At 64.0% G+C, this 20340-nt stretch carries 21 protein-coding genes; 7 read left to right on the top strand and 14 right to left on the bottom strand.

The window, feature by feature from the left end; genetic code table 11:
* Nucleotides 1-5: 5 nt before the first annotated feature.
* The 3 genes from guaA to FYJ44_RS01885 all read right to left on the bottom strand — a co-directional run bounded on the left by guaA (nucleotide 6) and on the right by FYJ44_RS01885 (nucleotide 3867).
* Nucleotides 6-1550, bottom strand: coding sequence for a glutamine-hydrolyzing GMP synthase (gene guaA / locus FYJ44_RS01895; protein ID WP_154508607.1), 1545 nt, complete (start codon nucleotides 1548-1550; stop codon nucleotides 6-8).
* A 22-nt stretch (nucleotides 1551-1572) separates the two neighbouring features.
* Nucleotides 1573-3030, bottom strand: coding sequence for an IMP dehydrogenase (gene guaB, locus FYJ44_RS01890; RefSeq protein WP_154508605.1), 1458 nt, complete (start codon nucleotides 3028-3030; stop codon nucleotides 1573-1575).
* 492 nt (nucleotides 3031-3522) lie between these two features.
* Complete coding sequence (locus FYJ44_RS01885) at nucleotides 3523-3867, bottom strand: TIGR04076 family protein (RefSeq protein ID WP_154508603.1); 345 nt, start codon at nucleotides 3865-3867, stop codon at nucleotides 3523-3525.
* Nucleotides 3868-4070: 203 nt separating this feature from the next.
* On the opposite strand from FYJ44_RS01885, the gene ffh reads away from it, so the two are divergent.
* The 5 genes from ffh to mutM all read left to right on the top strand — a co-directional run bounded on the left by ffh (nucleotide 4071) and on the right by mutM (nucleotide 8007).
* The gene (ffh, locus tag FYJ44_RS01880; protein WP_154508601.1) at nucleotides 4071-5582 is read left to right on the top strand and encodes a signal recognition particle protein; all 1512 of its coding nucleotides are present in this window, start codon (nucleotides 4071-4073) and stop codon (nucleotides 5580-5582) included.
* A 90-nt stretch (nucleotides 5583-5672) separates the two neighbouring features.
* A complete protein-coding gene (gene rpsP, locus FYJ44_RS01875; RefSeq protein ID WP_154508599.1) occupies nucleotides 5673-5912 on the top strand; it encodes a 30S ribosomal protein S16 in 240 nt (79 codons plus the stop codon).
* 318 nt (nucleotides 5913-6230) lie between these two features.
* The gene (locus FYJ44_RS01870) at nucleotides 6231-6461 is read left to right on the top strand and encodes a KH domain-containing protein (protein WP_154508597.1); all 231 of its coding nucleotides are present in this window, start codon (nucleotides 6231-6233) and stop codon (nucleotides 6459-6461) included.
* Nucleotides 6462-6487: 26 nt separating this feature from the next.
* Nucleotides 6488-6997, top strand: a complete 510-nt coding sequence (gene rimM, locus FYJ44_RS01865) for a ribosome maturation factor RimM (RefSeq protein WP_154508666.1) — start codon at nucleotides 6488-6490, stop codon at nucleotides 6995-6997.
* 155 nt (nucleotides 6998-7152) lie between these two features.
* The gene (gene mutM / locus FYJ44_RS01860; protein WP_154508595.1) at nucleotides 7153-8007 is read left to right on the top strand and encodes a bifunctional DNA-formamidopyrimidine glycosylase/DNA-(apurinic or apyrimidinic site) lyase; all 855 of its coding nucleotides are present in this window, start codon (nucleotides 7153-7155) and stop codon (nucleotides 8005-8007) included.
* 47 nt (nucleotides 8008-8054) lie between these two features.
* Here the strand turns inward: mutM and FYJ44_RS01855 are convergent, their stop codons facing one another.
* The gene (locus tag FYJ44_RS01855) at nucleotides 8055-8732 is read right to left on the bottom strand and encodes a flavodoxin family protein (RefSeq protein WP_154508593.1); all 678 of its coding nucleotides are present in this window, start codon (nucleotides 8730-8732) and stop codon (nucleotides 8055-8057) included.
* 135 nt (nucleotides 8733-8867) lie between these two features.
* Between FYJ44_RS01855 and FYJ44_RS01850 the strand changes: the two genes are divergently transcribed.
* The gene (locus FYJ44_RS01850) at nucleotides 8868-9308 is read left to right on the top strand and encodes a winged helix-turn-helix transcriptional regulator (protein WP_288956704.1); all 441 of its coding nucleotides are present in this window, start codon (nucleotides 8868-8870) and stop codon (nucleotides 9306-9308) included.
* Here FYJ44_RS01850 and FYJ44_RS01845 read toward each other — a convergent pair.
* The 10 genes from FYJ44_RS01845 to trmD form a co-directional block, all read right to left on the bottom strand.
* Nucleotides 9247-11787 carry a ComEC/Rec2 family competence protein gene (locus FYJ44_RS01845; protein WP_154508589.1) on the bottom strand — a complete coding sequence of 847 codons (2541 nt, stop codon included), beginning with the start codon at nucleotides 11785-11787 and terminating at the stop codon, nucleotides 9247-9249. The genes FYJ44_RS01850 and FYJ44_RS01845 overlap by 62 nt on opposite strands.
* 163 nt (nucleotides 11788-11950) lie before the next feature.
* Complete coding sequence (gene smpB / locus FYJ44_RS01840; protein WP_154508587.1) at nucleotides 11951-12406, bottom strand: SsrA-binding protein SmpB; 456 nt, start codon at nucleotides 12404-12406, stop codon at nucleotides 11951-11953.
* Nucleotides 12403-14172, bottom strand: a complete 1770-nt coding sequence (gene ptsP, locus FYJ44_RS01835) for a phosphoenolpyruvate--protein phosphotransferase (RefSeq protein WP_154508585.1) — start codon at nucleotides 14170-14172, stop codon at nucleotides 12403-12405. Before ptsP ends, smpB begins: the two co-directional genes overlap by 4 nt.
* Nucleotide 14173: 1 nt before the next feature.
* Nucleotides 14174-14464, bottom strand: a complete 291-nt coding sequence (locus FYJ44_RS01830; RefSeq protein ID WP_154508583.1) for an HPr family phosphocarrier protein — start codon at nucleotides 14462-14464, stop codon at nucleotides 14174-14176.
* A 70-nt stretch (nucleotides 14465-14534) separates the two neighbouring features.
* Nucleotides 14535-15284 carry a PTS system mannose/fructose/sorbose family transporter subunit IID gene (locus FYJ44_RS01825; RefSeq protein ID WP_154508581.1) on the bottom strand — a complete coding sequence of 250 codons (750 nt, stop codon included), beginning with the start codon at nucleotides 15282-15284 and terminating at the stop codon, nucleotides 14535-14537.
* Nucleotides 15285-15473: 189 nt separating this feature from the next.
* Nucleotides 15474-16322 (bottom strand): 16S rRNA (cytidine(1402)-2'-O)-methyltransferase, encoded by an 849-nt coding sequence (gene rsmI, locus FYJ44_RS01820; protein WP_154508579.1) that lies wholly within the window; start codon nucleotides 16320-16322, stop codon nucleotides 15474-15476.
* The gene (locus tag FYJ44_RS01815) at nucleotides 16264-16653 is read right to left on the bottom strand and encodes a YraN family protein (protein ID WP_288956710.1); all 390 of its coding nucleotides are present in this window, start codon (nucleotides 16651-16653) and stop codon (nucleotides 16264-16266) included. Before FYJ44_RS01815 ends, rsmI begins: the two co-directional genes overlap by 59 nt.
* Before the next feature lie 71 nt (nucleotides 16654-16724).
* Nucleotides 16725-17417, bottom strand: coding sequence for a ribonuclease HII (locus tag FYJ44_RS01810; RefSeq protein WP_288230565.1), 693 nt, complete (start codon nucleotides 17415-17417; stop codon nucleotides 16725-16727).
* 177 nt (nucleotides 17418-17594) lie between these two features.
* The gene (gene rplS, locus FYJ44_RS01805; protein ID WP_154508575.1) at nucleotides 17595-17942 is read right to left on the bottom strand and encodes a 50S ribosomal protein L19; all 348 of its coding nucleotides are present in this window, start codon (nucleotides 17940-17942) and stop codon (nucleotides 17595-17597) included.
* 75 nt (nucleotides 17943-18017) lie between these two features.
* Nucleotides 18018-19313 (bottom strand): tRNA (guanosine(37)-N1)-methyltransferase TrmD, encoded by a 1296-nt coding sequence (trmD, locus tag FYJ44_RS01800; protein WP_154508573.1) that lies wholly within the window; start codon nucleotides 19311-19313, stop codon nucleotides 18018-18020.
* 257 nt (nucleotides 19314-19570) lie between these two features.
* On the opposite strand from trmD, the gene FYJ44_RS01795 reads away from it, so the two are divergent.
* Nucleotides 19571-20323 carry a helix-turn-helix domain-containing protein gene (locus tag FYJ44_RS01795; protein ID WP_154508571.1) on the top strand — a complete coding sequence of 251 codons (753 nt, stop codon included), beginning with the start codon at nucleotides 19571-19573 and terminating at the stop codon, nucleotides 20321-20323.
* Nucleotides 20324-20340: the final 17 nt, after the last annotated feature.

Raw genomic sequence — 20340 nt, 5'->3', positions numbered from 1 at the left:
CCTCCTTATTCCCATTCAATAGTGCTGGGCGGCTTGGAGGACACATCGTAGACCACGCGGTTGACGCCCTTGACTTCATTGATGATCCGGCCGGACATACGCGCGATGAGATCCGGGGGCAGGCGCGCCCAGTCGGCGGTCATGGCGTCCACGCTGTCCACCACGCGCAGGGCGATGACATGCTCGTAGGTGCGGCCGTCGCCCATGACGCCCACGGTCTTGAGCGGCAGCAGCACGGCGAAGCCCTGCCAGACCTTGCGGTACCAGCCGGATTCGCGCAGTTCCTCCTGCACGATCTTGTCGGCCAGGCGCAGGATGCTCAGGCGCTCTTCGGTGATTTCGCCCAGCACACGGATGGCCAGGCCCGGACCGGGGAAGGGATGCCGCCAGACGATGGAGTCGGGCATGCCCAACTCCGCCGCCACCTTGCGCACCTCGTCCTTGAAAAGCTCGCGCAGCGGCTCGATAAGCTTGAGCTTCATGGTGTCGGGCAGGCCGCCCACATTGTGGTGGCTTTTGATCACCGCGCTGGGGCCCTTGTGCGAGACGGATTCGATAACGTCCGGATACAGGGTGCCCTGGGCCAGAAAATCCACCTGGGGCAGCTTCTTGGCTTCTTCGTCGAAGATTTCAATAAAGGTGTGCCCGATGATCTTGCGTTTTTTCTCCGGGTCTTCCACGCCTTTGAGGCGGGAGAGGAAGCGCTCCTGCGCCTGCACAAACTCGAGATTGAGGTCGAAATGCTCGCGCAGGTAATTGACCACCTCGTCGCCTTCATTGAGGCGCAGCAGGCCGTTGTCCACAAAGATACAGTGCAGGCGCTTGCCGATGGCCCGATTCAGCAGCACGGCCACCACCGTGGAATCAATGCCGCCGGACAGGGCGCAGACCACATGTTTGTCGCCCACCTGCTCGGCCATTTCCTTGACCACGCGTTCCACAAAGGAGGACATGGTCCAGTCCGGCGTGATCCCGGCCACCTTGAACAGGAAGTTTTGCAGAATATGTTCGCCGTCCACGCTGTGGTACACTTCGGGATGGAACTGCACAGCGTAGATCCGGCGCTGCTCGTCGGCCATGGCGGCCACGTCCAGGGTGGGCGTGCGGCCTGTGACCGCGAAACCCGGCGGCGGGGCCAGAACCTTGTCGCCGTGGCTCATCCAGACTCTGGAGGGGCTTTTCGCGTCCAGACCGTCCCAGAGCGGACAGGGGGCGCTGAGGGTCAGTTCCGCCGGGCCGTATTCCCGCGTCAGGGACTGGGCCAGTCGGCCGCCCATGTTCTGGGCCAGAAGCTGCATGCCGTAACAGATGCCCAGCACCGGCACGCCCAGCTCCAGAAAACCGGGGTCCAGGGCCGGGGCGTCGGCCTCGCCCACGCTGGCCGGGCCGCCGGAGAGAATCAGGGCCGAGGGATGCATGTCCGCCACCTGCGCGGCCGTGGTCACGCAGGAATGGATTTCGGAATACACCCCGGCCTCGCGCACGCGGCGGGCGATGAGCTGAGTGACCTGGGAGCCGTAGTCGATGATAATGACTTTGCTGTGCGGCATGTTTCATCCTCTCCCGTGCGGGCTAGTTCTCAATACGGTAGTTGGGCGCTTCTTTGGTGATGACCACGTCGTGCACATGGCTTTCGCGCAGGCCGGCGGCGGAAATCTCGCAGAAGGTGGTGTTCTCGAAGAGGTCGCCCAGGGTTTTCGCCCCCACGTAGCCCATGCCCGAGCGCAGGCCCCCCATGAGCTGGTATACGGCTTCCATAACCGGCCCCCGGTAGGGCACGCGGCCCACAATGCCTTCGGGCACCAGTTTTTTGCTGCGTTCCTGGAAGTAGCGGTCCGAGCTGCCTTCCTTCATGGCGTCGATGGAACCCATGCCGCGGTAAATCTTGTAGGTGCGGCCCTGGTAGAGAATGGTTTCGCCCGGGCTTTCCTCGGTGCCGGCGAAGAGGGAGCCGATCATCACCGAATGCGCGCCCACCACCAGGGCCTTGACGATGTCGCCGGAGAATTTAATGCCGCCGTCGGCCACGCAGCAGCGGTCCATCTCGCGCGCGGCGCGGCTGCCGTCCATGACCGCCGTGACCTGGGGCACGCCCACGCCGGCCACGATGCGGGTGGTGCAGATGGAACCGGGCCCGATGCCCACTTTCACGCTGTCGGCTCCGGCCTCCAGAATGGCGCGCGCGCCTTCATAGGTAGCCACATTGCCCGCGATGAGCTGACAGTTGGGAAAGCTCGTCTTGACGGCGCGGATGGCGTTGAGCACGTTGACGGAATGGCCGTGGGCCGAATCCAGCACCAGCACGTCCGCCCCGGCCTCCAGCAACTGTTCGGCCCTGGCTTCGGAATCCTTGCCGATGCCGATGGCCGCGCCCACGCGCAGGCGGCCGTTGGCGTCCTTGCAGGCGTTGGGGTATTTCTGGACCTTGTCGATGTCCTTCATGGTGATCAGACCGCGCAGGCGCTTGTTTTCGTCCACTACCAGAAGTTTTTCGATGCGGTGCTCGTGCAGGTGCCGCTTGGCCTCGGCCAGGGAGGTGCCCATGGGCACGGTGATCAATTTGTCGCTGGTCATCACGTCGGCCACGCGCACGGCCTGGGCGTCTTCCACGAAGCGCACGTCACGGTTGGTCAGAATGCCCACCAGACATTCGCCGTCCACCACCGGCAGACCCGAAACGCGGAAATCGGACATCAGGTCCAGGGCTTCCTGCACGGAGTTACGCGGAGAAATGGTCACCGGGTCCAGAATCATGCCGCTTTCGCTCTTCTTGACCCGCTCCACTTCCAGACGCTGGCGTTCCACGGGCATGTTTTTGTGGATAATGCCGATGCCGCCCATCCGGGCCATGGAAATGGCCATGGCCGATTCCGTCACGGTGTCCATGGCGGCGGAGAGCAGGGGAATGCGCAGGGGAATGGAGGGCGTGAGCCAAGTGGTGATGTCGACGGCGTCAGGGGTTACTTCGGAATAACCGGGAATCAGCAGAATGTCGTCAAAGGTCAGCGCCTTGCCGCGATTGGTGAACATGACTTCCTCGTAATGGGCTAAAATAATTGTATAAACTTTAGCAAATTATCTTATCCCCTTGTGGGGAGGCTGTCAATGCGGGCCGCGCTGTGAAGCTGGCGCGTTCTGTTCGCGATTTGCCCTTGCGCAAATATGTTCAAGCGCCTTTTGACTCTGGAAGAAAAAAGGTCGTTATCAACTGCCGCAAAGGCCTCAACAGAGAATATGCGGTATGCGGCTTCGTTATATCAAAGGAACGGCGGGCGGCGATACGCCATAGCCATGATGCGGGCGACCGGCCCGCCGTCAGGCAGTCTGGGCGGCCTTGCCGGGTTGCCGGGGAACATGGCGAAGGAAATATGGCGGGCAAAAAAACAGGATGCCGCCTCGTTTCCCGCCCGGTAAGGGGCAAAGAATCCGGGGAGGGACGTGCGCGCCTCCCTGGATTTTTCGAATTGACGGCATCGTGCCCGCCAGCTTTCTTTCTCATGAACGCGCGAAATTTTTGGTCTTTCAGCGCACCGGCGTGTAATCAATGCAGGCAACCTCATCCGTAGCTTCCAGTTTGAAGATCACAGGACGCAGGCCGTCGTTGCAGCTGCAAATGGCCACGCCGGGGGTTCTGATCCAGTCGCCGTAATAAAACACGCCCTTGCCCGCGCCGTGCGCCAGGGCGAAGGCATATTGGTAGACGGCTTTCCAGGCCTCGTCGCAGAAGCCTTCCGGCTTGGCGTAGTCGGCGTAAAAAACCTGGCCTTCCTTCAGCATGGGGCAGGCGTCAAGGCCTTCCGCGCCGTACAGGGCAGCCAGTTCCGCGTCAAAAGTAGTCTTCAGGACGGTGATTTTCACTTTATTCATGGCACCTCCCGCGCGGCTGTCGTAAAGGCAATTTTTCCAAAACTAGACGCGGGGTTTCCGCCTGTCAATGTCGCGCCCGGCGACTTGACGACACGGCGCAAACAGCCTATGAATCTCCACTTCGCCCGCCTGTTGCGGCGCGATAACAGACGCTTTGTGGCCGCCGCTCCGTGCAGGGGCAGGGCGGCGGATGCGGGGTCTTCATGTTCGAGAGCCTTTCCGACAGACTTTCCGGCGTATTCCGCTCTTTCGGCGGGCGCGGCCAGCTCACCGAGGAAAACGTGCAGGCCGGTCTGCGCGAAGTGCGGCTGGCGCTCCTGGAAGCGGACGTTAACTTCAAGGTCGTCAAAGACTTTGTGGAAAGCGTGCGCGAAAAGTGCCTGGGGCAGGAAACGCTCAAAGGCGTGAGCCCGGCTCAGCAGGTGGTCAAAATCGTCCACGACGAACTGGTTTCCCTGCTGGGCGGCGAAACCACCGGTTTGAATCTCCAGGGGCGTGAACCGGCGGTGATCATGCTGGTGGGCCTTCAGGGTTCGGGCAAGACCACCTCGGCGGGCAAGATCGCCAATCTGCTGCGCAGGCAGAAGATGCGCCCCTACCTGGTCCCGGCGGACGTCTACCGTCCGGCGGCCATTGACCAGCTCACGGTGCTGGCCAGGCAGCTCGACATGCCCTGCTTCCCCTCCACCACGGAGATGAAGCCTGTGGATATCGCCACGGCGGCGCTGGACAAAGCCCGTGAGGAGCAGGCCACCGTGCTGCTGCTGGACACGGCGGGCCGCCTGCACGTGGACGAGCCGCTGATGGAGGAGCTTTCGGCCCTTAAAGCGGCGGTGCAGCCGCAGGAAATTTTATTCGTGGCCGACGCCATGACCGGCCAGGACGCCGTGACCGTGGCCGAAGCCTTCAACGAGCGCCTGGGTCTGACCGGCGTGGTGCTGACAAAAATGGACGGCGACGCGCGCGGCGGTGCGGCTCTCTCCATCCGTTCGGTCACCGGCGCGCCCGTCAAATTCGTGGGCGTGGGCGAAAAACTGTCGGAGATGGAGGTCTTCCATCCCGACCGTATCGCCGGGCGCATTCTCGGCATGGGCGACGTGCTCACCCTGGTGGAAAAGGCCCAATCCACCATCAACGCCGAGGAAGCCGAAGAGCTGGCCCGCAAGATGCAGAAGGCCAGCTTTGATCTGGAAGATTTCCGCACCCAGATGCGGCGCATCAAAAAGCTGGGCTCGCTGGACAGCATTCTGAAGATGATTCCGGGCCTGGGCGGCCTGCGCGAAAAGCTGGCCGAGGCCAGCGGCGCCATGCCGGAAAAGGAACTGGCGCGCACCGAGGCTATTATCAATTCCATGACCATGCGGGAGCGGCGCAATCCGGACATTCTCAACGGCAGCCGCCGCGCGCGCATCGCCAAAGGCGCGGGCGTGACCGTGGCCCAGGTCAATCAGACGGTGCGCCAGTTCGAGCAGATGCGTCAGATGATGAAAGGCATGATGGGCGGCAAGGGCGGCCGTCCCGCCATGCCCAGAATACCGCGCGGCATGCCGCCGGGCATGATGCCTCCGGGTATGGGCATGCCCGGCATGGGCGGATTCCCGGGAATGCCCGGTATGGACAGCATGGAATTGCCGGGCGGACGGCCCTCGGGCGGCAAGTCCGCCGCCGCCAAAAAGCGGAAAAAGAAAGAACGCCAGAAACGTAAAAAGAAGTAAACGCCTCGCGTATGCGTTTCCGAAAATGCTGTTTCCCTCTTGCCCTTTTACGGGCGCGAAGCTAACATAAAACCAAAGGGAGTTGGACTCATGGCTGTGAAGTTGAAATTGACCCGTCTCGGCAGCAAAAAGCACCCCTTCTACCGGGTGGTGGCCGCCAATGACGAAACCCGCCGCGACGGACGTCCGCTGGAATTGCTGGGTTACTACAACCCCATGACTGATCCGGCGGAAGTGAAGCTCAATGCGGATAAAATTAAGGAATGGCTCGCGCGCGGCGCCGAACCCACGGAAACCGTGCGCGCGCTGATCAAGGCGCATCTGTCGTAAAACACGTCTGGTGCGGAAAGGCGGGGAGCCGCCTGCCGCGAAGACGCTGCCGTCGCGGGATCAGCCCGGCGAACGGCGCGGCCCGGCCGCTGGAGGAACTGGCGCGTGCTTGTGATGTACGCGCTCTTCCCATTGACGGGTCTTTCCGACGCATGCGCGGGAACGGATGAAGCAAGCACGCGCCCCCGCACCGGGAAAGCGCCGCCGCCCGGTGAAAGACGGGCAGGGCGGCGGGACGCCGGTTGTTCCGAAGGTTGCGCGTTATTCAACCTTTGCCCGCGTTGTCCGCGGGTACAAGGCGCCTTTGGGAGGTACGCGATGAAGACCCTGATCGAGTATATAGCCAAGTCCCTGGTGGATCATCCCGAAGAGGTGCAAGTCAGCGAAGTGGAAGGCGAGCAGACGACGGTGCTTGAGCTCAAGGTCTCTAAGGAGGATCTGGGCAAGGTCATCGGCAAGCAGGGACGCACGGCCCGCGCCATGCGCACCATTCTGAGCGCCGCATCCACCAAGTCCAAGAAGCGTACTGTTCTGGAAATTCTGGAGTAGCGCCGGCTGATTCCATGGCGGGCACGATGATTCATATGGGCACGCTGGCGCGGCCCCACGGCATCAAAGGGGAGATCTGCATCGACTGGCATGCGGACTCCCCCTTGCTTTTGGACGTGCCGCTCTGGCTGCAGGCCGGGAACGGAGCGCCCCGCCGCGTTCGCGCGATGGCCTGCCGCTGGCACAAGGGCCGTCCCCTGCTTCTGCTGGAAGGTGTGGCGGATCGCACGGCGGCCGAGGCCCTGCGGGGCTGCAAGCTCCTGGTGCCGCGCGAAAGCCTGCCCGAGCCGGAAGAGGACGAAGCCTATGTGGAAGACCTGCTGGGCTGCGACGTGCTGCTGCCCGACGGCCGCCGCCTGGGTCGCCTCGACCATGTGGAATATCCCGCGGATCAGGAAATCTGGGTCATTGCCGCGCAGGATGAGCGGGAAATCCTTTTTCCGGCCCAGCCTTGCTTCATTGTGGGCTTTGACCTGGACGCCCCGTCGGTGACTATTGATCCGCCCGAAGGCCTGTTGGAAATTTACCTTAGCTGATCTCACCATCCCGTTGCCGCCTTTTTTCCGGCATTCAAGATTTTTGTTCGCCGGCAAGAAAGGCAAACGGCCCGGCGCGGCGCATAGCCGCCTATGTAACCAAGCCGGGCCGTGCGGCCTGACGCCGCCAGCGGCAAAAAGGCTTGGATGCCGTTATGCCGGAATTGCCGGAAGTTGAAACCGTAGCCCGTACCCTCCGTCCCCAGGTGCAAGAGTGCGTGCTGAGCGGCGCGGAAGTCCTGCGGGCGAGCAGCCTACACCCCTTGAGCCTGCCCCTGGCCGCCCTGACGGGCCGCCGCATCGCGGACGTGGGCCGCAGGGGCAAATTGCTGCTGCTGCATCTGGCCCCGCCGGACGGCGCGCCGGAGAGCGGACCCGCCCCGGACATGCTGGCCGTGCATCTGCGCATGACCGGCCGCCTGATGACCTGGCCGCGGAGCACGCCGCCCGGCCCCCACACCCGTTGCATTTTTGATCTGCGCGCCCCGGACGGCGACGCCCGCCGTCTCTTTTTTGACGATACGCGGGCCTTCGGCCTGGTGCTGGCGGCCACGCCGGAGATCCGGCAGGCCTGGGATTTCTGGCGGGAGCTGGGGCCGGAACCGCTGGAAATCGGCGCGCGGGCGTTTGCGGCGCTGCTCAAGGGGCGGGGCGCGGCGCTCAAGGCCGTGCTGTTGGATCAGAAGGTCATTGCCGGCATCGGCAATATCTACGCTGACGAGTCGCTCTTTCAGGCGGGTCTGGACCCGCGCCGCAAGGCCGCCGGGCTCAGCCCGGCCCAGAGCCGTTGCCTGCTGGCGGCCCTTCAGGACGTGCTGCGGCGTTCCATCGCCCAGTGCGGCAGCTCCATCCGCGATTACCGCGACGCCAACGGCGATGTGGGCGCGTTCCAGAACAGTTTCGCGGTCTATGGCCGGGGCGGCGCGGCCTGTGTCCGTTGCGGCCGCCCCCTGGAAAAAATCCGCGTGGCGGGCCGGGCTACGGTGTTCTGCCCGCACTGCCAGAAGTAGCCGCGCCCGGCAACCGCCCGTCATCCTTCGTCCGCAGGCCCGAGAGCTCAGTTCCGGGCCTGCTCCTGCTCTGCCTGCCGGGCGAGGGCTGCGCCCAGTTCACGGGCTTTTTGACAGTCCAGCGGAAACTGCTCTTTTCTGCGCCGGGCCTTTTCCTCTTCGGAAAAGCATTCGACCTTGTATTTGCTGTAGTCGCTGAACTGGTACGTATCGTAGACATAGAGCACGCCGGGCCTGGAAAAGAGTCGTTCCATAAATGATTCCGTGGTGCGCAGCTTTTCCGGATAGCTCTGCTCCAGCATGAATTCACGCGTCACGTTCATGGTATAGATAAAGGCCGTGGCTATCTTTTGGGGCGCCAGCGAGGAATACTGCTTGTCATAGGCAAGGCAGGGAAACATGAAGCGTTCCAGAAAAGAGCGCATCATGCCGGTGACGCTGTGGAAATAGACGGGCGAGCCGAAAATGATGCCGTCCGCTTCGGCAAGCTTTTCCAGAACGGGGGCCAGTTCGTCGCGCACGGCGCATTTGCCGTAGGACGCGCCGCCCGTCCGCTTGCATTCAAAACAGCTCATGCAGCCCTTGTAGCGGTAGTCATAGAGGTGCAGCATCTCGGTACGGCAGTGCGCCCCACCGGCCTCGGCCGCGCCGTCCAGCGCGTGCTGAAGCACGGTGGCGGTATTCCATTTTTTCCTGGGGCTGCCGTTGACGGCGTAGATATGCATGATTTTCTCCTTGCTGTATCTGTTGAAGATGTATGAAATATTCCGGAACAGGCGAAAAAAGACAAGTACGCAGTTTTTTCTTACCTGAACCGAGAGCGACAGGCCGCCATGCGAAATGGCGCGGAAGGAGGCGCGGTGGAGCGAAGGCATGAATCCGGCTATGATACGACATTGCCGACGGACAATATTTATGAAGTGCCCTGTCCCATCCTGCGCGCCCTGGAGATCATCGGCGGCAAGTGGAAACTGCCGCTGCTCTGGCATCTGGCTGACGGCGCGGCGCGCTTCAACGCCCTGCAGCGCACGGTGACGGGCATTACCCATATGATGCTGAGCAAATGCCTCAAGGAGCTGGAACGGGACGGCCTTGTCAGCCGGACCGATCGCGGCGGCAAAATCCGGCATGTGGAATACGCCCTGACGGAGCGGGGCAGGCTTTTGCTCCCGGCTCTGCGGGAATTGTACCGCTGGGGAGAGGCGCATGCGGCGCGGGACGGCGGGCGGGGGATGCCGGTCAGTGTTGAGGCCGGACCGTCTGCACGCGCAACGGCCCGTTTTGCGGCCAGGTCACGCTGATCTGGCCGGATTCGCCGGTGTGCAGCAGGGGGATGTCGTTTTTGTCCAGCCAGGCCCGCAGGTGGGGTCCGGGATAGTTGTAGCGGTTTTGAAAACCACAGGAAACCAGCACCAACTCCGGTTGCACGGCCCTGTAAAAGGCGGCCAGAAAGCTGCGGTCCGAACCGTGGTGCGGGGCTACCAGCACCTGGGCGCGCAGGTCGCGGCCCGAGGCCAGCAGACGGCGCAGGCTGCGGCGTTCGGCGTCGCCGCTGAACAGCGCCAGACCCTGCCCGTGGCGGGTCAGCCGCAGGATCAGGGAGGCTTCGTTGCCGTTCCGGACGGTCTCCGCCGCGACGGCGCGCGGCGGATGCAGCACTTCCAGACGCAGGCCCAAAGCCGGATCACCCACAATCAGCACATCGCCTTCGGCCAGAACTGTGCTCATTGCCGCGCGCCGCGCTTCCCGCCACTGCTTCCCGCGCCATCCGGCGGCCTCGCGTCCGTTGTGGAACAGGGCGCGCACCTGAAAGCCGTCCAGCAGATGGAACAGGCCGCCCAGATGGTCCAGATCCGGATGGCTGTTGATCACGGCGGCCAACCGGGGCGCATCGTTGTAGGCCAGCGTCGGCCCCACCAGAGCCTTGCCGGGATCAAAACGCGGCGAGGCGCTTCCCCCGCCGTCCAGTACCATGCGCAGATGGCCGGGAGCGCGCAGAGCCAGAGCCTGACCCTGGCCCACATCCAGCACGTCCAGCCGCGTTTCGTCTGAAAATCGTTGCTCCAGGCGCAGCAGCGGGCCCACGCAGAGCAGGCCCAGCCCGGCCAGAAGAAGGCGGCGACCTGTTTGCGCTGCGGCGGCGCTGATTTCCCCCCCGTCCCGCCGATCCTGTCCGTTCCGGCGGGTCAGACAGGCCAAGCCCGCCGCCAGAGCGGCGAACGCGGGCAGGGCTGTCCAGTGCGGTCGCAGCATCACGGGATTGTGCAACAGGCCCAGAGCATGAAGGCGCTCCAGCCCGTCCAGCAGCCATTGGCAGGGCAGGGCCGCCAGATCCAGCGTCAGCCGCGCGGCCCCGTCCAGTCCGGCGCCCGCCAGCAGCAGGCCCAGAACCGCGCCGGGCAGTACCACCAGGTCGGCCACGGGCAGCCAGAGCACGTTGAGCGGAAACCAAAAACCCGCATTGCCGAAGAGCAGAAGATTCAGCGGCAGCAGGGCTGCCTGGATCAGCAGTGAAATCAGCAGGATGCGCAGCGGCCAGCGGACAAGCCGGAGCAGGGATTGCCGTCGGGAGTTCCGGGCCGCGTGCGGCGGGGCTATCCGGCGCAGCCAGGGCAGGGCGAGGCCGATGACCGCCACGCAGAGGGCGGAGAGTTGCAGGCCCGTATCTAGCACGCTCAGGGGCGCGGCCAGACAGATGCAGAGCAGGGCCGCGCAGAGGACGTCCAGGGTGGTGCGCGCCCGGCCCCGCGCCAGCCAGAAGGCCAGTACGAAAAGCATGCACACGGCCCGCAGCAGGGAGGCCGGGGCGTTGCCCAGCCAGAGGTAGGCCAGGGCGGGCGGGCAGGCCGCCGCCAGGGCCAGGATCACGCGCGGCCGGGCGAGATAGAGGGACGGACGCAGGCGGGCCGCGGCCAGTACGCAGAGCAGACCCAGCAGACCGGCCACGGCCAGATGCTGGCCCGAGAGCGCGAGGCTGTGCGCCAGCGTGGCGGCGGCAAAATTGTCCAGGGTTTGCTGATTTAGGTACTGCCGGTCCCCGAACAGCAGAGCCAGGAGAATGGTCTTGCTCTGGGACAGGCCCGGAAGGGCGGGGTCAGAAGTCGTGACCTGGCCTTGGGGAAGCAGTGCAGCCAGAAAAGCCGCGCGCAGTTCTTCGCGCCAGCGGGCTGATACTGTGCCCTGGCCGGAAATTTCCGGGTCGCCGCGTCCGCCCTGGCTCCAGAGCCGCCAGCGCACGTCCCGCGCGGCCCACCAGATTTCCCAGTCAGCCAGCCCCGCGTTGGCGAAGCCGTGTACCGGGCGCGGGCGGCGGCTCAGGCAGACCGTCTGTCCGGCCAGAGGGCGAAAGAGCGGCTCTTCCCAGGTCCAGGTCACCAGGCCCGGCAGGGCTTGCGCCGCATCCGCGCCCTGCGGCCGCACGTCGGCCAGCAGCAGGCGCAGGCGCTGGTCCGGCAGACCCTGCACGTCCCGCACCCGGCCGCAGAGCCGTGGCGGGGCCGTGCCCGTATTTGTGCCCTCATCCATTTCTGTCCAGGCGGGCGGCGTGCCGCTTGCAAGACCGGGCGGCGCGAGCTGCCACAGGGCCACGCCCAGACCGGCCAGAACCAGCGCCCCGGCCAGGGCAAGACGGGCGACGCGCCAGAGGCGCTTGTCCGCCAGGGCCAGCAGCAGGGCGCAGCAAAGGGCGGGCCAAAGCCAGACCGCCGCCGCCACGCCCGCGATCCAGAAGCCGAGATAGACTTGCCAGAGCAGGGGCGCTTGCAGGGGCGGGTGGCGCATGGCGGATTTCAGTATTCAGGAAAGGAGAGTGAAAAACCAACGCCATAGGATTTTTGTCCGCTGACAAGGCAGGCACGCGGTGCGGCGCGTGGAGCGTAGCCGCCTACGTGACCAAGCCGCGCCGCGCGGCCTAACGCCGTCAGTGGGCAAAAGGGCATGGCGTTCAAGCGAGTTCGCGGGCCAGATCCCGCTCCTCCGCCCGCCTCTTGAGCGTATCGCGGTGGTCGTGCAGCTTCTTGCCCCGGCCCAGGGCGATTTCCAGCTTGACCTTGCCCCGCTTGAGGTAGACGCGCACCGGCACCACGGTCAGACCCTTCTGGGCCACCAGCCCGGCCAGTTTGGCGATCTCGCGGGTGTGCAGCAGCAGGCGGCGCGCCCGGTCCGGCTCTTGCGGGGCGTAGCCCGCGTTGGCGTAAGGGGCCACGTGCAGTGAGAGCAGCCAGGCTTCGCCGTGTTTGAACTCAACGTAGCTGTCGATGAAGTTCACCTTACCGGCGCGGATGCTTTTGACTTCCGGGCCGGTCAGAGAGATGCCGGCTTCCAGAAATTCGGAGAGCTCGTAGAGATGGCGGGCCTTTTTGTTGACGGCAATGGTGGAGGGCGGTGTTTTCTGGCTCATGGCTGACTGTGGCTCGAAAGGCTTGTGGTGTGGAAGGCCAGCTCCGTACCCAGGGACTGGTGGAGCTTTTCACGCACCATACGCTGGGAGGCCATGACGTCGGTGCTCATCAGAACGCTGTGGGCCAGATCCATGCAGGTTTCGGCATCGAGCTGGCGGATCATATGTTTCATTCCCGGCACGAAACGCGGCGCGGCGGACACGGCGTCCACACCCATGCCCAGCAGCAGGGCCAGGCCGCAGGGGTCCGAGGCCAGTTCGCCGCAGACCGAAACGCCGATGCCCTCGCGGTGGGCCGCGTCAATGACCCGCTTGAGCGAGCGCACCACCGCCGGATGCAGCGGTTCGTGCAGATAGCCCACATGGCGATTGTTGCGGTCAATGGCCATCAGGTAATGGATCAGGTCGTTGGTGCCGATGCTGAAAAAGTCGCACTCGCGGGCCAGGGCGTCGCACACCATCACGGCGGCCGGGGTTTCCACCATGATGCCCAGCGGCAGGTCCGGCGCGTGGGGAAGGTTCTGGGCCTGCAATTCCTGGCGCAGTTCCTGCAAAATGCGGCGCACGCCCTGCACTTCGGCCAGACCGGAAATCATGGGCAGCAGCAGCGCCAGATTGCCCGCCACCCCGGCCCGCAGCAGCGCCCGCAACTGAGTGCGGAAAATGCCCTGATGGCGTAGGCTGAAGCGGATGCCCCGCAGGCCCAGAGCCGGATTGGGTTCCTTGAGCGCGGCCTGGGCGCGCAGCATCTTGTCCGCGCCCGCGTCCAGCGTGCGGAAGACCACCCGGCCCGGTCCGGCCTTGGCCGCCACGGCGGCGTATTCCCTGAACAGTTCTTCTTCGGTGGGCAGATCGCCTTTGAGATAGGCGAACTCCGTGCGGTACAGGCCCACGCCGTCGGCTCCGCATTCGGGCAGGGCGTCCAGCTCTTCCAGACTTTCCAGGTTGGCCTGCACGGCCACACGCACGCCGTCGCACATCTCGGCGGGCCAGTGCGCCGTGCGTCGGGTATGATTTTCCCAGGCGTTGAATTCATCGCGGCGGGCCGTATAGCGGGCCAGATCGCTTTCGTCCGGGCCGAAAAGCACGCAGCCGCCCAGACCGTCCAGAATGATGCGTTCGTCCTCGCGGGCCGTGTTCAGCAGGCCGGTCACGCCCACCAGAGCCGGAATGTGCAGGCCGCGCGACAGAATGGCCGTGTGCGAGGTGGGACCGCCCTCGGCGGTCAGAATCCCCAGCACGCCTTCCAGGTTGAGTTCCATGACGTCGGCGGGCGAGAGGTCTTCGGCCACCAGCACGCTGGGACCGGAAACGGCGTTGTCGTGCTGCGCGCCGGCCAGGCATTCGCGCAGGCGCAGGCCCACGGCCCGGATGTCCTGGGCGCGGTCGCGCAGATAGGGGTCGTCCATGCCCCGGAACAGGGCGCAGAGTTCTTCCACGGTATGGTTCAGGGCCCAGGAAGCGCAGATTTTTTTGTGCTCGATGCGCGCCAGGGCGGCGTCCAGCAGCTTGGGGTCGCGGGCCAGTTCCATCTGGGCCGCGATGACATCGCGGTATTCGGCCAGATCCTCGGGCACGTTGCGCATGGTTTTTTCCAGGGCCGCGCGCACGCTGGCCGCCGCGGCGCGCAGGGCGTTCCGCTCCGTCTCGACCTCGTCCGGGCCGATGCGGCGTTCTTCGCTCATGCGCATGTCGTGCATGAAGCGGATGGAGCCGATGCCTATGCCGGGGGAAACCGGCGTGCCGAATAAAACCGCGCGGGCCATATCATTCCTGTAACGTGGTTAAAAAACGGGCCAGACCGTGGAGGGCCTCGCGGGCGTCGTCGCCCTTGGCCAGCAGGGTCAGTTCCGCATTGGACGGCGGGGCCAGGGAAAGAATGTCCAGCATGCTTTTGGCGTCGACCTCGCCCGTTTCGCCGATGAGCTGGATGTCGGCCGCATAGCGCTGCGCCTCCTGAGCCAGGCGGGCCGCGGGCCGGGCATGCAGGCCGCCGCGCAGATTGAGCGTAAGCCGCAGGGCAAGCCCGCGCGGGGTTTCTTCAATGACGTCTTCCATGCGTATCCTTGTCTCCCGTCGCTCCGGCGGAGGGGGCGCAAGCGCCGCTTCCCGGCCGGGCGGCATTATCTTACATGCCGATGAGCCCCGCGTCCATGAGAATGAGCGCGCCCAGCACGAGCGCCCAGAGCAGAATGCGCGGCAAATGCATCCGCCCCACGAGCCAGGACGCGCCCAGCACGGCGGCGACGGCCAGTCCGTAAAGCAGCCAGGGGAAGGGGGTCAGATGCCTGAGAGGCAGTTGCCAGACCACCAGAGCCACCATGACCGCGTTGAGGATCTTGATGCGGTCCACCCAGTTGATGAGGTCCAGGCGCTTGAGGCGCAGCAGCACGGGCATGCCGTGGCGCAGACCCGCGAAAAAGGTCAGAATGCGAAAGAGCAGGAGCAGCGCCAGAAACAAAACGGCCAGAGCCGCCGTAAGGCCGATTTGTCCGGCCAGCAGCAGGCAGACGCTGACCAGCGCCCAGAGCGGCAGAAGCGTGCCGCTGAAAAAGGAGTCCCCCAGGGCGGAAAGAGTGGTGGCCAGCGTTTCGCGCACCACGCCCACCGAGGCTTCCGGCAGAGTGCCTCTGGCGATCTGTGTTTCCAGGGAAAGGACGATGCCCACATAGAGCGGGACCATGAAGACATGGGTATTGCTGTGCCCGCTGTAGCGGGCGAAGGCGCGCGCCCTGTCCGCGCTTTCCGGATAGAGATAACGGAAGGCCGGGGCCAGCACGAAGGCGAGTCCGATCTGCTGCATGCCTCTGGCGGTGACGGCCGCGTTGATGCAGCAGGTGCGCGCAAGGCAGTTGAGAGCGACGCAACAGGGAAGCATGGCAGCCCTTTGCTGTTGTTAGAGCGTTTCAATATGAAACGCTCCAGAGCGAATTAACTTTAAGAATGTACATTCTTAAAGTTTAAGACTCCCACTTCGGCGCTTAACAGCGCAAATGAATTGCGCTTACGCCCTCGTGCCGGACGGCTGCTCTCGCAGCCGTCAGAGCAATTTCAAAATTAAATTACTCTAGGTTGCTTTCACCGCCGGGATCAGGGCGTACAGTTCCTTGCCGCTCCAGCCGCGCACGGCGCTCTGGACCCGGCGGGCCACCTCGCGCGGCTTGCCGCCTTGGGCCAGCTCCGCGCGCAACAGATTTTCCACCTCGTCGCGGGGTGTGCGTTCGGTCACCTCAGGCGGGCCGATCAGCACCGTGATCTCTCCGAGCAGCTCATCGGGCAGACTTGCACTGTCTTCGAGCCGGATAAGTATAAATTCCTCATGGGTTTTGGTCAATTCACGGCAGACGGCCAGATCGCGCGGCCCCAGAATGCGGGCCGCCAGAGCCAGACTTTCCTTGAGGCGGTCCTTGCGCTCGAAAAAAATCAGGGAGCCGGGCACATGGGCGAAAGACTCCAGCAGGGCTTCGCGTCCGGCCGTGTCGCGCGGCAGAAAGCCCAGAAAGGTGTGCGGCAGGGGCGCGATGCCGGCGGCGGACAGGGCGGCCGCCGGGGCGGACGGGCCGGGCGCCGGAGAAACCGGCAGGCCCTCCTTGCGGCAGGCCCGCACCAGGCGGTAGCCGGGGTCGGCCAGCAGGGGGGTGCCCGCGTCGGAAATCAGGGCCAGGTCGCGGCCCTCACGCAGCAGGCGCAGCACTTCTTCCTGGCGTTCGGCTTCATTGTGGTCGTAAAAACTGAGAAAACGGCGGCCCTGGAGGTTGCGGATGCCGCAGAGACGGCAGAGCTGGAGCGCGCGGCGGGTGTCCTCGGCCAGGATCAGGTCCGCGTTTTCCAGAATTTCGCGCGCCCGGGGCGAAAGGTCACCAGGGTTGCCAAGAGGCGTGGCCACTATCCAGAGCCGGGGAGAAGTCAAAGGCATGGGGGTAATGCTCCGCGCTGAAGGTGTCGCCGTGGCGCAAGAGGCAGACCACGTCAAAACGGCAGGGGCTTTGCCAGGCGTCGTGCGCCGCCAGCCAGGCCTGCGCCGCGCGCGTGAGAACGCGTTGCTTGCCCGGGGTTACGGCCGCCGCCGGGCCGCCGTACCCGTCCGACCGCCGGGTTTTGACCTCAACGAAAACCAGCTCCTCGCCGTCGCGGCAGACCATGTCCAGTTCCAGGCGGCCCTGCCGCCAGTTGCGGTCCAGCAGCGTAAAGCCCGCGCGCTGCAGCAGCGCGGCGGCGGCCTCCTCACCGGCCCGTCCCAGCAGGATGTGGGCCGCCTTTTCGCTTTGGCCGCTGTGCGGCGCGGCACGTTGCGCGGAGCGCCGGAAAAACGGCAGCTTCAGCACAGACTGCCCTGGCGCGGCGCGGCGGATGCGGGCAGCACGCCCCGGAATGTCAGGCGGTGCTGCGGGCAGGGGCCCAGACGGCGCAGGGCCTCGTAATGGGTTCTGGTGCCGTAGCCCTTGTGCACTTCCAGGCCATAGCCGGGCCAACGTCGGGCCAGATGCAGCATAAGCCGGTCCCGGAAGGTTTTGGCCAGGATGGAGGCGGCGGAAATGGCGTCTTCACTTTTGTCTCCGCCCACAATGGCCCGCTGGGGCGGCAGGGCCACCGTGTGCCTTGCCCGCCAGAGCGGGGCGAGTACGGCCTCGGGCAGGGTTTTGTTGCCGTCGATGAGCAGGCGGTCCGGCGTGACGCCCAGAACGCCCACGGCGCGGCTCATGGCTTCGAAGGTGGCTTGCAGAATATTGATGCGCTCAATGCGCCGGGGCCAGACCACGCCCAGACCCCAGGCCACGGCGCAGGCCTTGATGCGCGGGGCCAGAAGCTCGCGCGCTTTGACGCTCAGGGCTTTGGAATCCGTGAGGCCGGGCAGATCATAGACAGCGGGAAGAATGACGGCGGCGGCCACCACCGGCCCGGCCAGGCAACCGCGCCCGGCTTCGTCAATACCCGCGCAGTATCTGGATGGCCGTCCCGGCGGGGCGGCATCCGGACCAAACAGACTGGCCTGTGCGGGATGTTTCTTCACACGTGCCTCGGTTTCAACGGCGGCCATCCGGACGCCGACAAAAAACCACGCTTTAGCCGACAGACCGGAAATATATTACGGTCTGTCGGCTAAAGCGAACGATTGTGTAAGCGTCACGCAGCCCGCGCAGTCGCGGGGACGGGTGACGCCGGCGGCGGCAAAAGGCGCGCAGCCCGATCAGAAGCGGCCGCGCGGCTTGATACGGGCCGCTTTGCCCTTGAGGGCGCGCAGATAGTAGAGGCGGCTGCGGCGCACGCGGCCCTGAGTGATCAGTTCCACATGGTCGATGAAGGGCGAGTTGATCGGGAAGATGCGTTCCACGCCCACGCCGTCGGAAACCTTGCGCACCGTGAAGCTGGCATTGGTGGTGCCGCGCTTGATGCGGATCACATTGCCCTGGAAGACCTGGATGCGTTCTTTTTCGCCTTCCACAATGCGCAGATGCACTTTGACCGTGTCGCCGGAGCGAAACGCGGGCATATCCATGCGCATGTTTTCCTGTTCGATTTTCCTGATGATGTCCATCGTAAACTCCTTGCAAACCCGTGGGCGGATTGTTGCGTCGTTGCGAAACGGCCCGCTGTGTGCGGCCCGCGGTTTTCAGCAGTAGTCGCCTAAAATTCTGTCGGCCAGGATGGCGGCCGCGCTGCGCACCGAAAGATGGTTGTACCCCAAAAAACGCAGGGGGCGCAGCTGCCCCTCGCAGTGTTCCAGCACTTCCGGCGCCAGCCCCTGGGCCGTGCCCAGACAAAGCAGCACCGGGCCGTCCCGGCACCAGTCACGCACCTGAGCGGGCGTCAGCGGCGCGGGAGCGCGCTTGTGCGCGGGCCAGACGGCGGAACTGGCCACCAGTCTGGGCTTTGCGCCGGCATGCGCGCCCAACCGCGCCACGGCTTCATCCAGCGAGGCCGCCGGACGGACCAGCTCCAGGGCTCTGGCTCTGTCCGGATTACCCTTGCCGCCGGGGCCGCAGGTCCAGTGCCGCAAAATATCCTCAAGCACCCGCAACTGATCCTCCAGCGGCGTCACCGCATAGAAGGGTCCCATCCCATAGCTGCGGGAAATTCGGGCTATATCGTGAATGTCCAGATTTGTCAAAGAGGAAGCCCCGGAATTTTTTTCTCCAAGCAAAACCGGATAGTGTACAAGGCAGAAAGAAAGGTTGCGGCCCGGCCTCTCGCGCGGCAGGGCGGCCAGGGTCCGGGCGTCCTCGCGGTCCAGGGGGGCTGTGTCCAGCAAGTCGGGCCGCGCGGCCAGGGTGGCCGCCAGGGACGCCGCGCGCCGCCATGCCGCGATGCGGCCGTGATCCCCGCTGAGCAATACCTCGGGCACAGGCAGCCCTTCCAGTTTTTCTGGCCGGGTGTAGTGCGGGTATTCCAGCAGGCCGTGGGAAAAACTTTCTTCCTCGCCGGATTCTTCCTTGCCCATGAAGCCCGGCGTCAGGCGGGCCACGGATTCGATGACGGCCAGAGCCGCCGTTTCTCCGCCGTTGAGCACAGCCTCGCCGACGCTCACCTGCTCCAGGGGGAAGAGTTCGAGCAGGCGGGCGTCCAGGCCTTCATAGCGGCCGCAGACCAGGGTAAGATCTTCTTCGGCGGCCAGTTCGCGCGCCAGAGCCTGGTTGAGCGGACGGCCGCCCGGAGCCATGAGCAGCATCCGGCCGGGGCGCTCAATGGAGCGCAGGGCCAGGGACACGGGTTCGCCCTGCATCACCATGCCCGGACCGCCGCCGTACGGCCGGTCGTCCACATGGCGGTGCTTGTCCGCACTGAAGGCGCGCGGGTCGTGAAAGCTGAATTCCACCACGCCGGTTTCACGGGCGCGGCCCATGAGAGCGGTGCTCAGCGGGGAATCAAAGAATTCGGGGAAGAGCGAAACCAGATGAAAACGCGGCATGGCCGGGAGATTGCCGTAAAAGGGCGCGGCTGGCAAGGCGCGATGTGCCGGGGATAATTTTGCACCGGCCTCAAAAAATCAATTTTTCTGATAGATATATTAAGAAATAAATATGGTTGGCGATATTTTTACTTTATCTGATAAAATAAGCAATAGCCAATACGATATTGACAAACATCGCCCCTTATACCATACCTACAAAAAGTGCTGTTTTGAAAGATCGTAATCGGGATCATAACCACGGGAAAGGGTGAACAATGGTAAGCGATAAGAACGAGTGGATTAATGAGCTGATCTATATTTCTTATAGAGACTTGCCTCTACAGACATTGCTGAAGAATTTGTACAGCTTCTTTTCCATACATATGCCCCTTTCATACCTGACGCTTTATCGGTATCAGGATGGCACGATCACAAAGATTGCAATGCATACAAATTATAAGGGTCTGTTTTCATCTCCTGATGTCGTGCGCATTCCTGATGATATTATGCAGGCATTGCATCTGGATACCACCAACTCCGGAGCATTGTACCAGACGCGCATCTGCAGTGAGTCGGCCGGATATCCGTATTCAAAAGTCAGTAAAATGCTCCATCCCAATCCCGGCACAAGCATTTTTGTCCCGCTCGATTATTTCATAAATTATGGAGAACTGAGATATCTCAGTGTGTTCAGCCTCGGTGAGTGCTCCTATACGCAAGATCATGTGGAGCTCTGCGAAACAATCAGAAAGCCGCTGGGGGCCGCGGTGCGGGACATCCTGCTTATGGGGGAACAGAAGAAAGGGGAACACCGGGAGCATGACCGCAATTCCTATCTCTCCGATGAAAGCCAGGGTGAGCCGCAGACCTTTCGCAGCCTGGATGAGCATACTGCGGACTATATCCGCCAGGTCATCAAGCACACTAACGGGCGCATCAGCGGCAAAAACGGCGCGGCCGCCATTCTGGGCCTGCCGCCCACCACGCTCTGGTCAAAAATGCGCAAACTCAAGATCAGCAGCCGTTAGCAAACCTGGAGCAGAAT

Source organism: Desulfovibrio porci, from assembly GCF_009696265.1.
Classification (GTDB): Bacteria; Desulfobacterota; Desulfovibrionia; order Desulfovibrionales; family Desulfovibrionaceae; genus Desulfovibrio; species Desulfovibrio porci.
The sequence above is the reverse complement of the archived record's forward strand: the minus strand, read 5'-3'. Positions and strand labels throughout refer to the sequence as shown.

Coding starts and splice junctions, on each gene's coding strand:
- rimM (WP_154508666.1), top strand. CDS start 6,488: ATGATTCATATGGGCACGCTGGCGCGGCCCCACGGCATCAAAGGGGAG.
- FYJ44_RS01855 (WP_154508593.1), bottom strand. CDS start 8,732: ATGCATATCTACGCCGTCAACGGCAGCCCCAGGAAAAAATGGAATACC.
- rplS (WP_154508575.1), bottom strand. CDS start 17,942: ATGGACATCATCAGGAAAATCGAACAGGAAAACATGCGCATGGATATG.
- guaA (WP_154508607.1), bottom strand. CDS start 1,550: ATGCCGCACAGCAAAGTCATTATCATCGACTACGGCTCCCAGGTCACT.
- guaB (WP_154508605.1), bottom strand. CDS start 3,030: ATGTTCACCAATCGCGGCAAGGCGCTGACCTTTGACGACATTCTGCTG.
- ffh (WP_154508601.1), top strand. CDS start 4,071: ATGTTCGAGAGCCTTTCCGACAGACTTTCCGGCGTATTCCGCTCTTTC.
- rsmI (WP_154508579.1), bottom strand. CDS start 16,322: ATGCCTTTGACTTCTCCCCGGCTCTGGATAGTGGCCACGCCTCTTGGC.
- FYJ44_RS01885 (WP_154508603.1), bottom strand. CDS start 3,867: ATGAATAAAGTGAAAATCACCGTCCTGAAGACTACTTTTGACGCGGAA.
- FYJ44_RS01870 (WP_154508597.1), top strand. CDS start 6,231: ATGAAGACCCTGATCGAGTATATAGCCAAGTCCCTGGTGGATCATCCC.
- smpB (WP_154508587.1), bottom strand. CDS start 12,406: ATGAGCCAGAAAACACCGCCCTCCACCATTGCCGTCAACAAAAAGGCC.
- FYJ44_RS01845 (WP_154508589.1), bottom strand. CDS start 11,787: ATGCGCCACCCGCCCCTGCAAGCGCCCCTGCTCTGGCAAGTCTATCTC.
- trmD (WP_154508573.1), bottom strand. CDS start 19,313: ATGCCGCGTTTTCATCTGGTTTCGCTCTTCCCCGAATTCTTTGATTCC.
- FYJ44_RS01795 (WP_154508571.1), top strand. CDS start 19,571: ATGGTAAGCGATAAGAACGAGTGGATTAATGAGCTGATCTATATTTCT.
- FYJ44_RS01830 (WP_154508583.1), bottom strand. CDS start 14,464: ATGGAAGACGTCATTGAAGAAACCCCGCGCGGGCTTGCCCTGCGGCTT.
- mutM (WP_154508595.1), top strand. CDS start 7,153: ATGCCGGAATTGCCGGAAGTTGAAACCGTAGCCCGTACCCTCCGTCCC.
- FYJ44_RS01825 (WP_154508581.1), bottom strand. CDS start 15,284: ATGCTTCCCTGTTGCGTCGCTCTCAACTGCCTTGCGCGCACCTGCTGC.
- rpsP (WP_154508599.1), top strand. CDS start 5,673: ATGGCTGTGAAGTTGAAATTGACCCGTCTCGGCAGCAAAAAGCACCCC.
- ptsP (WP_154508585.1), bottom strand. CDS start 14,172: ATGGCCCGCGCGGTTTTATTCGGCACGCCGGTTTCCCCCGGCATAGGC.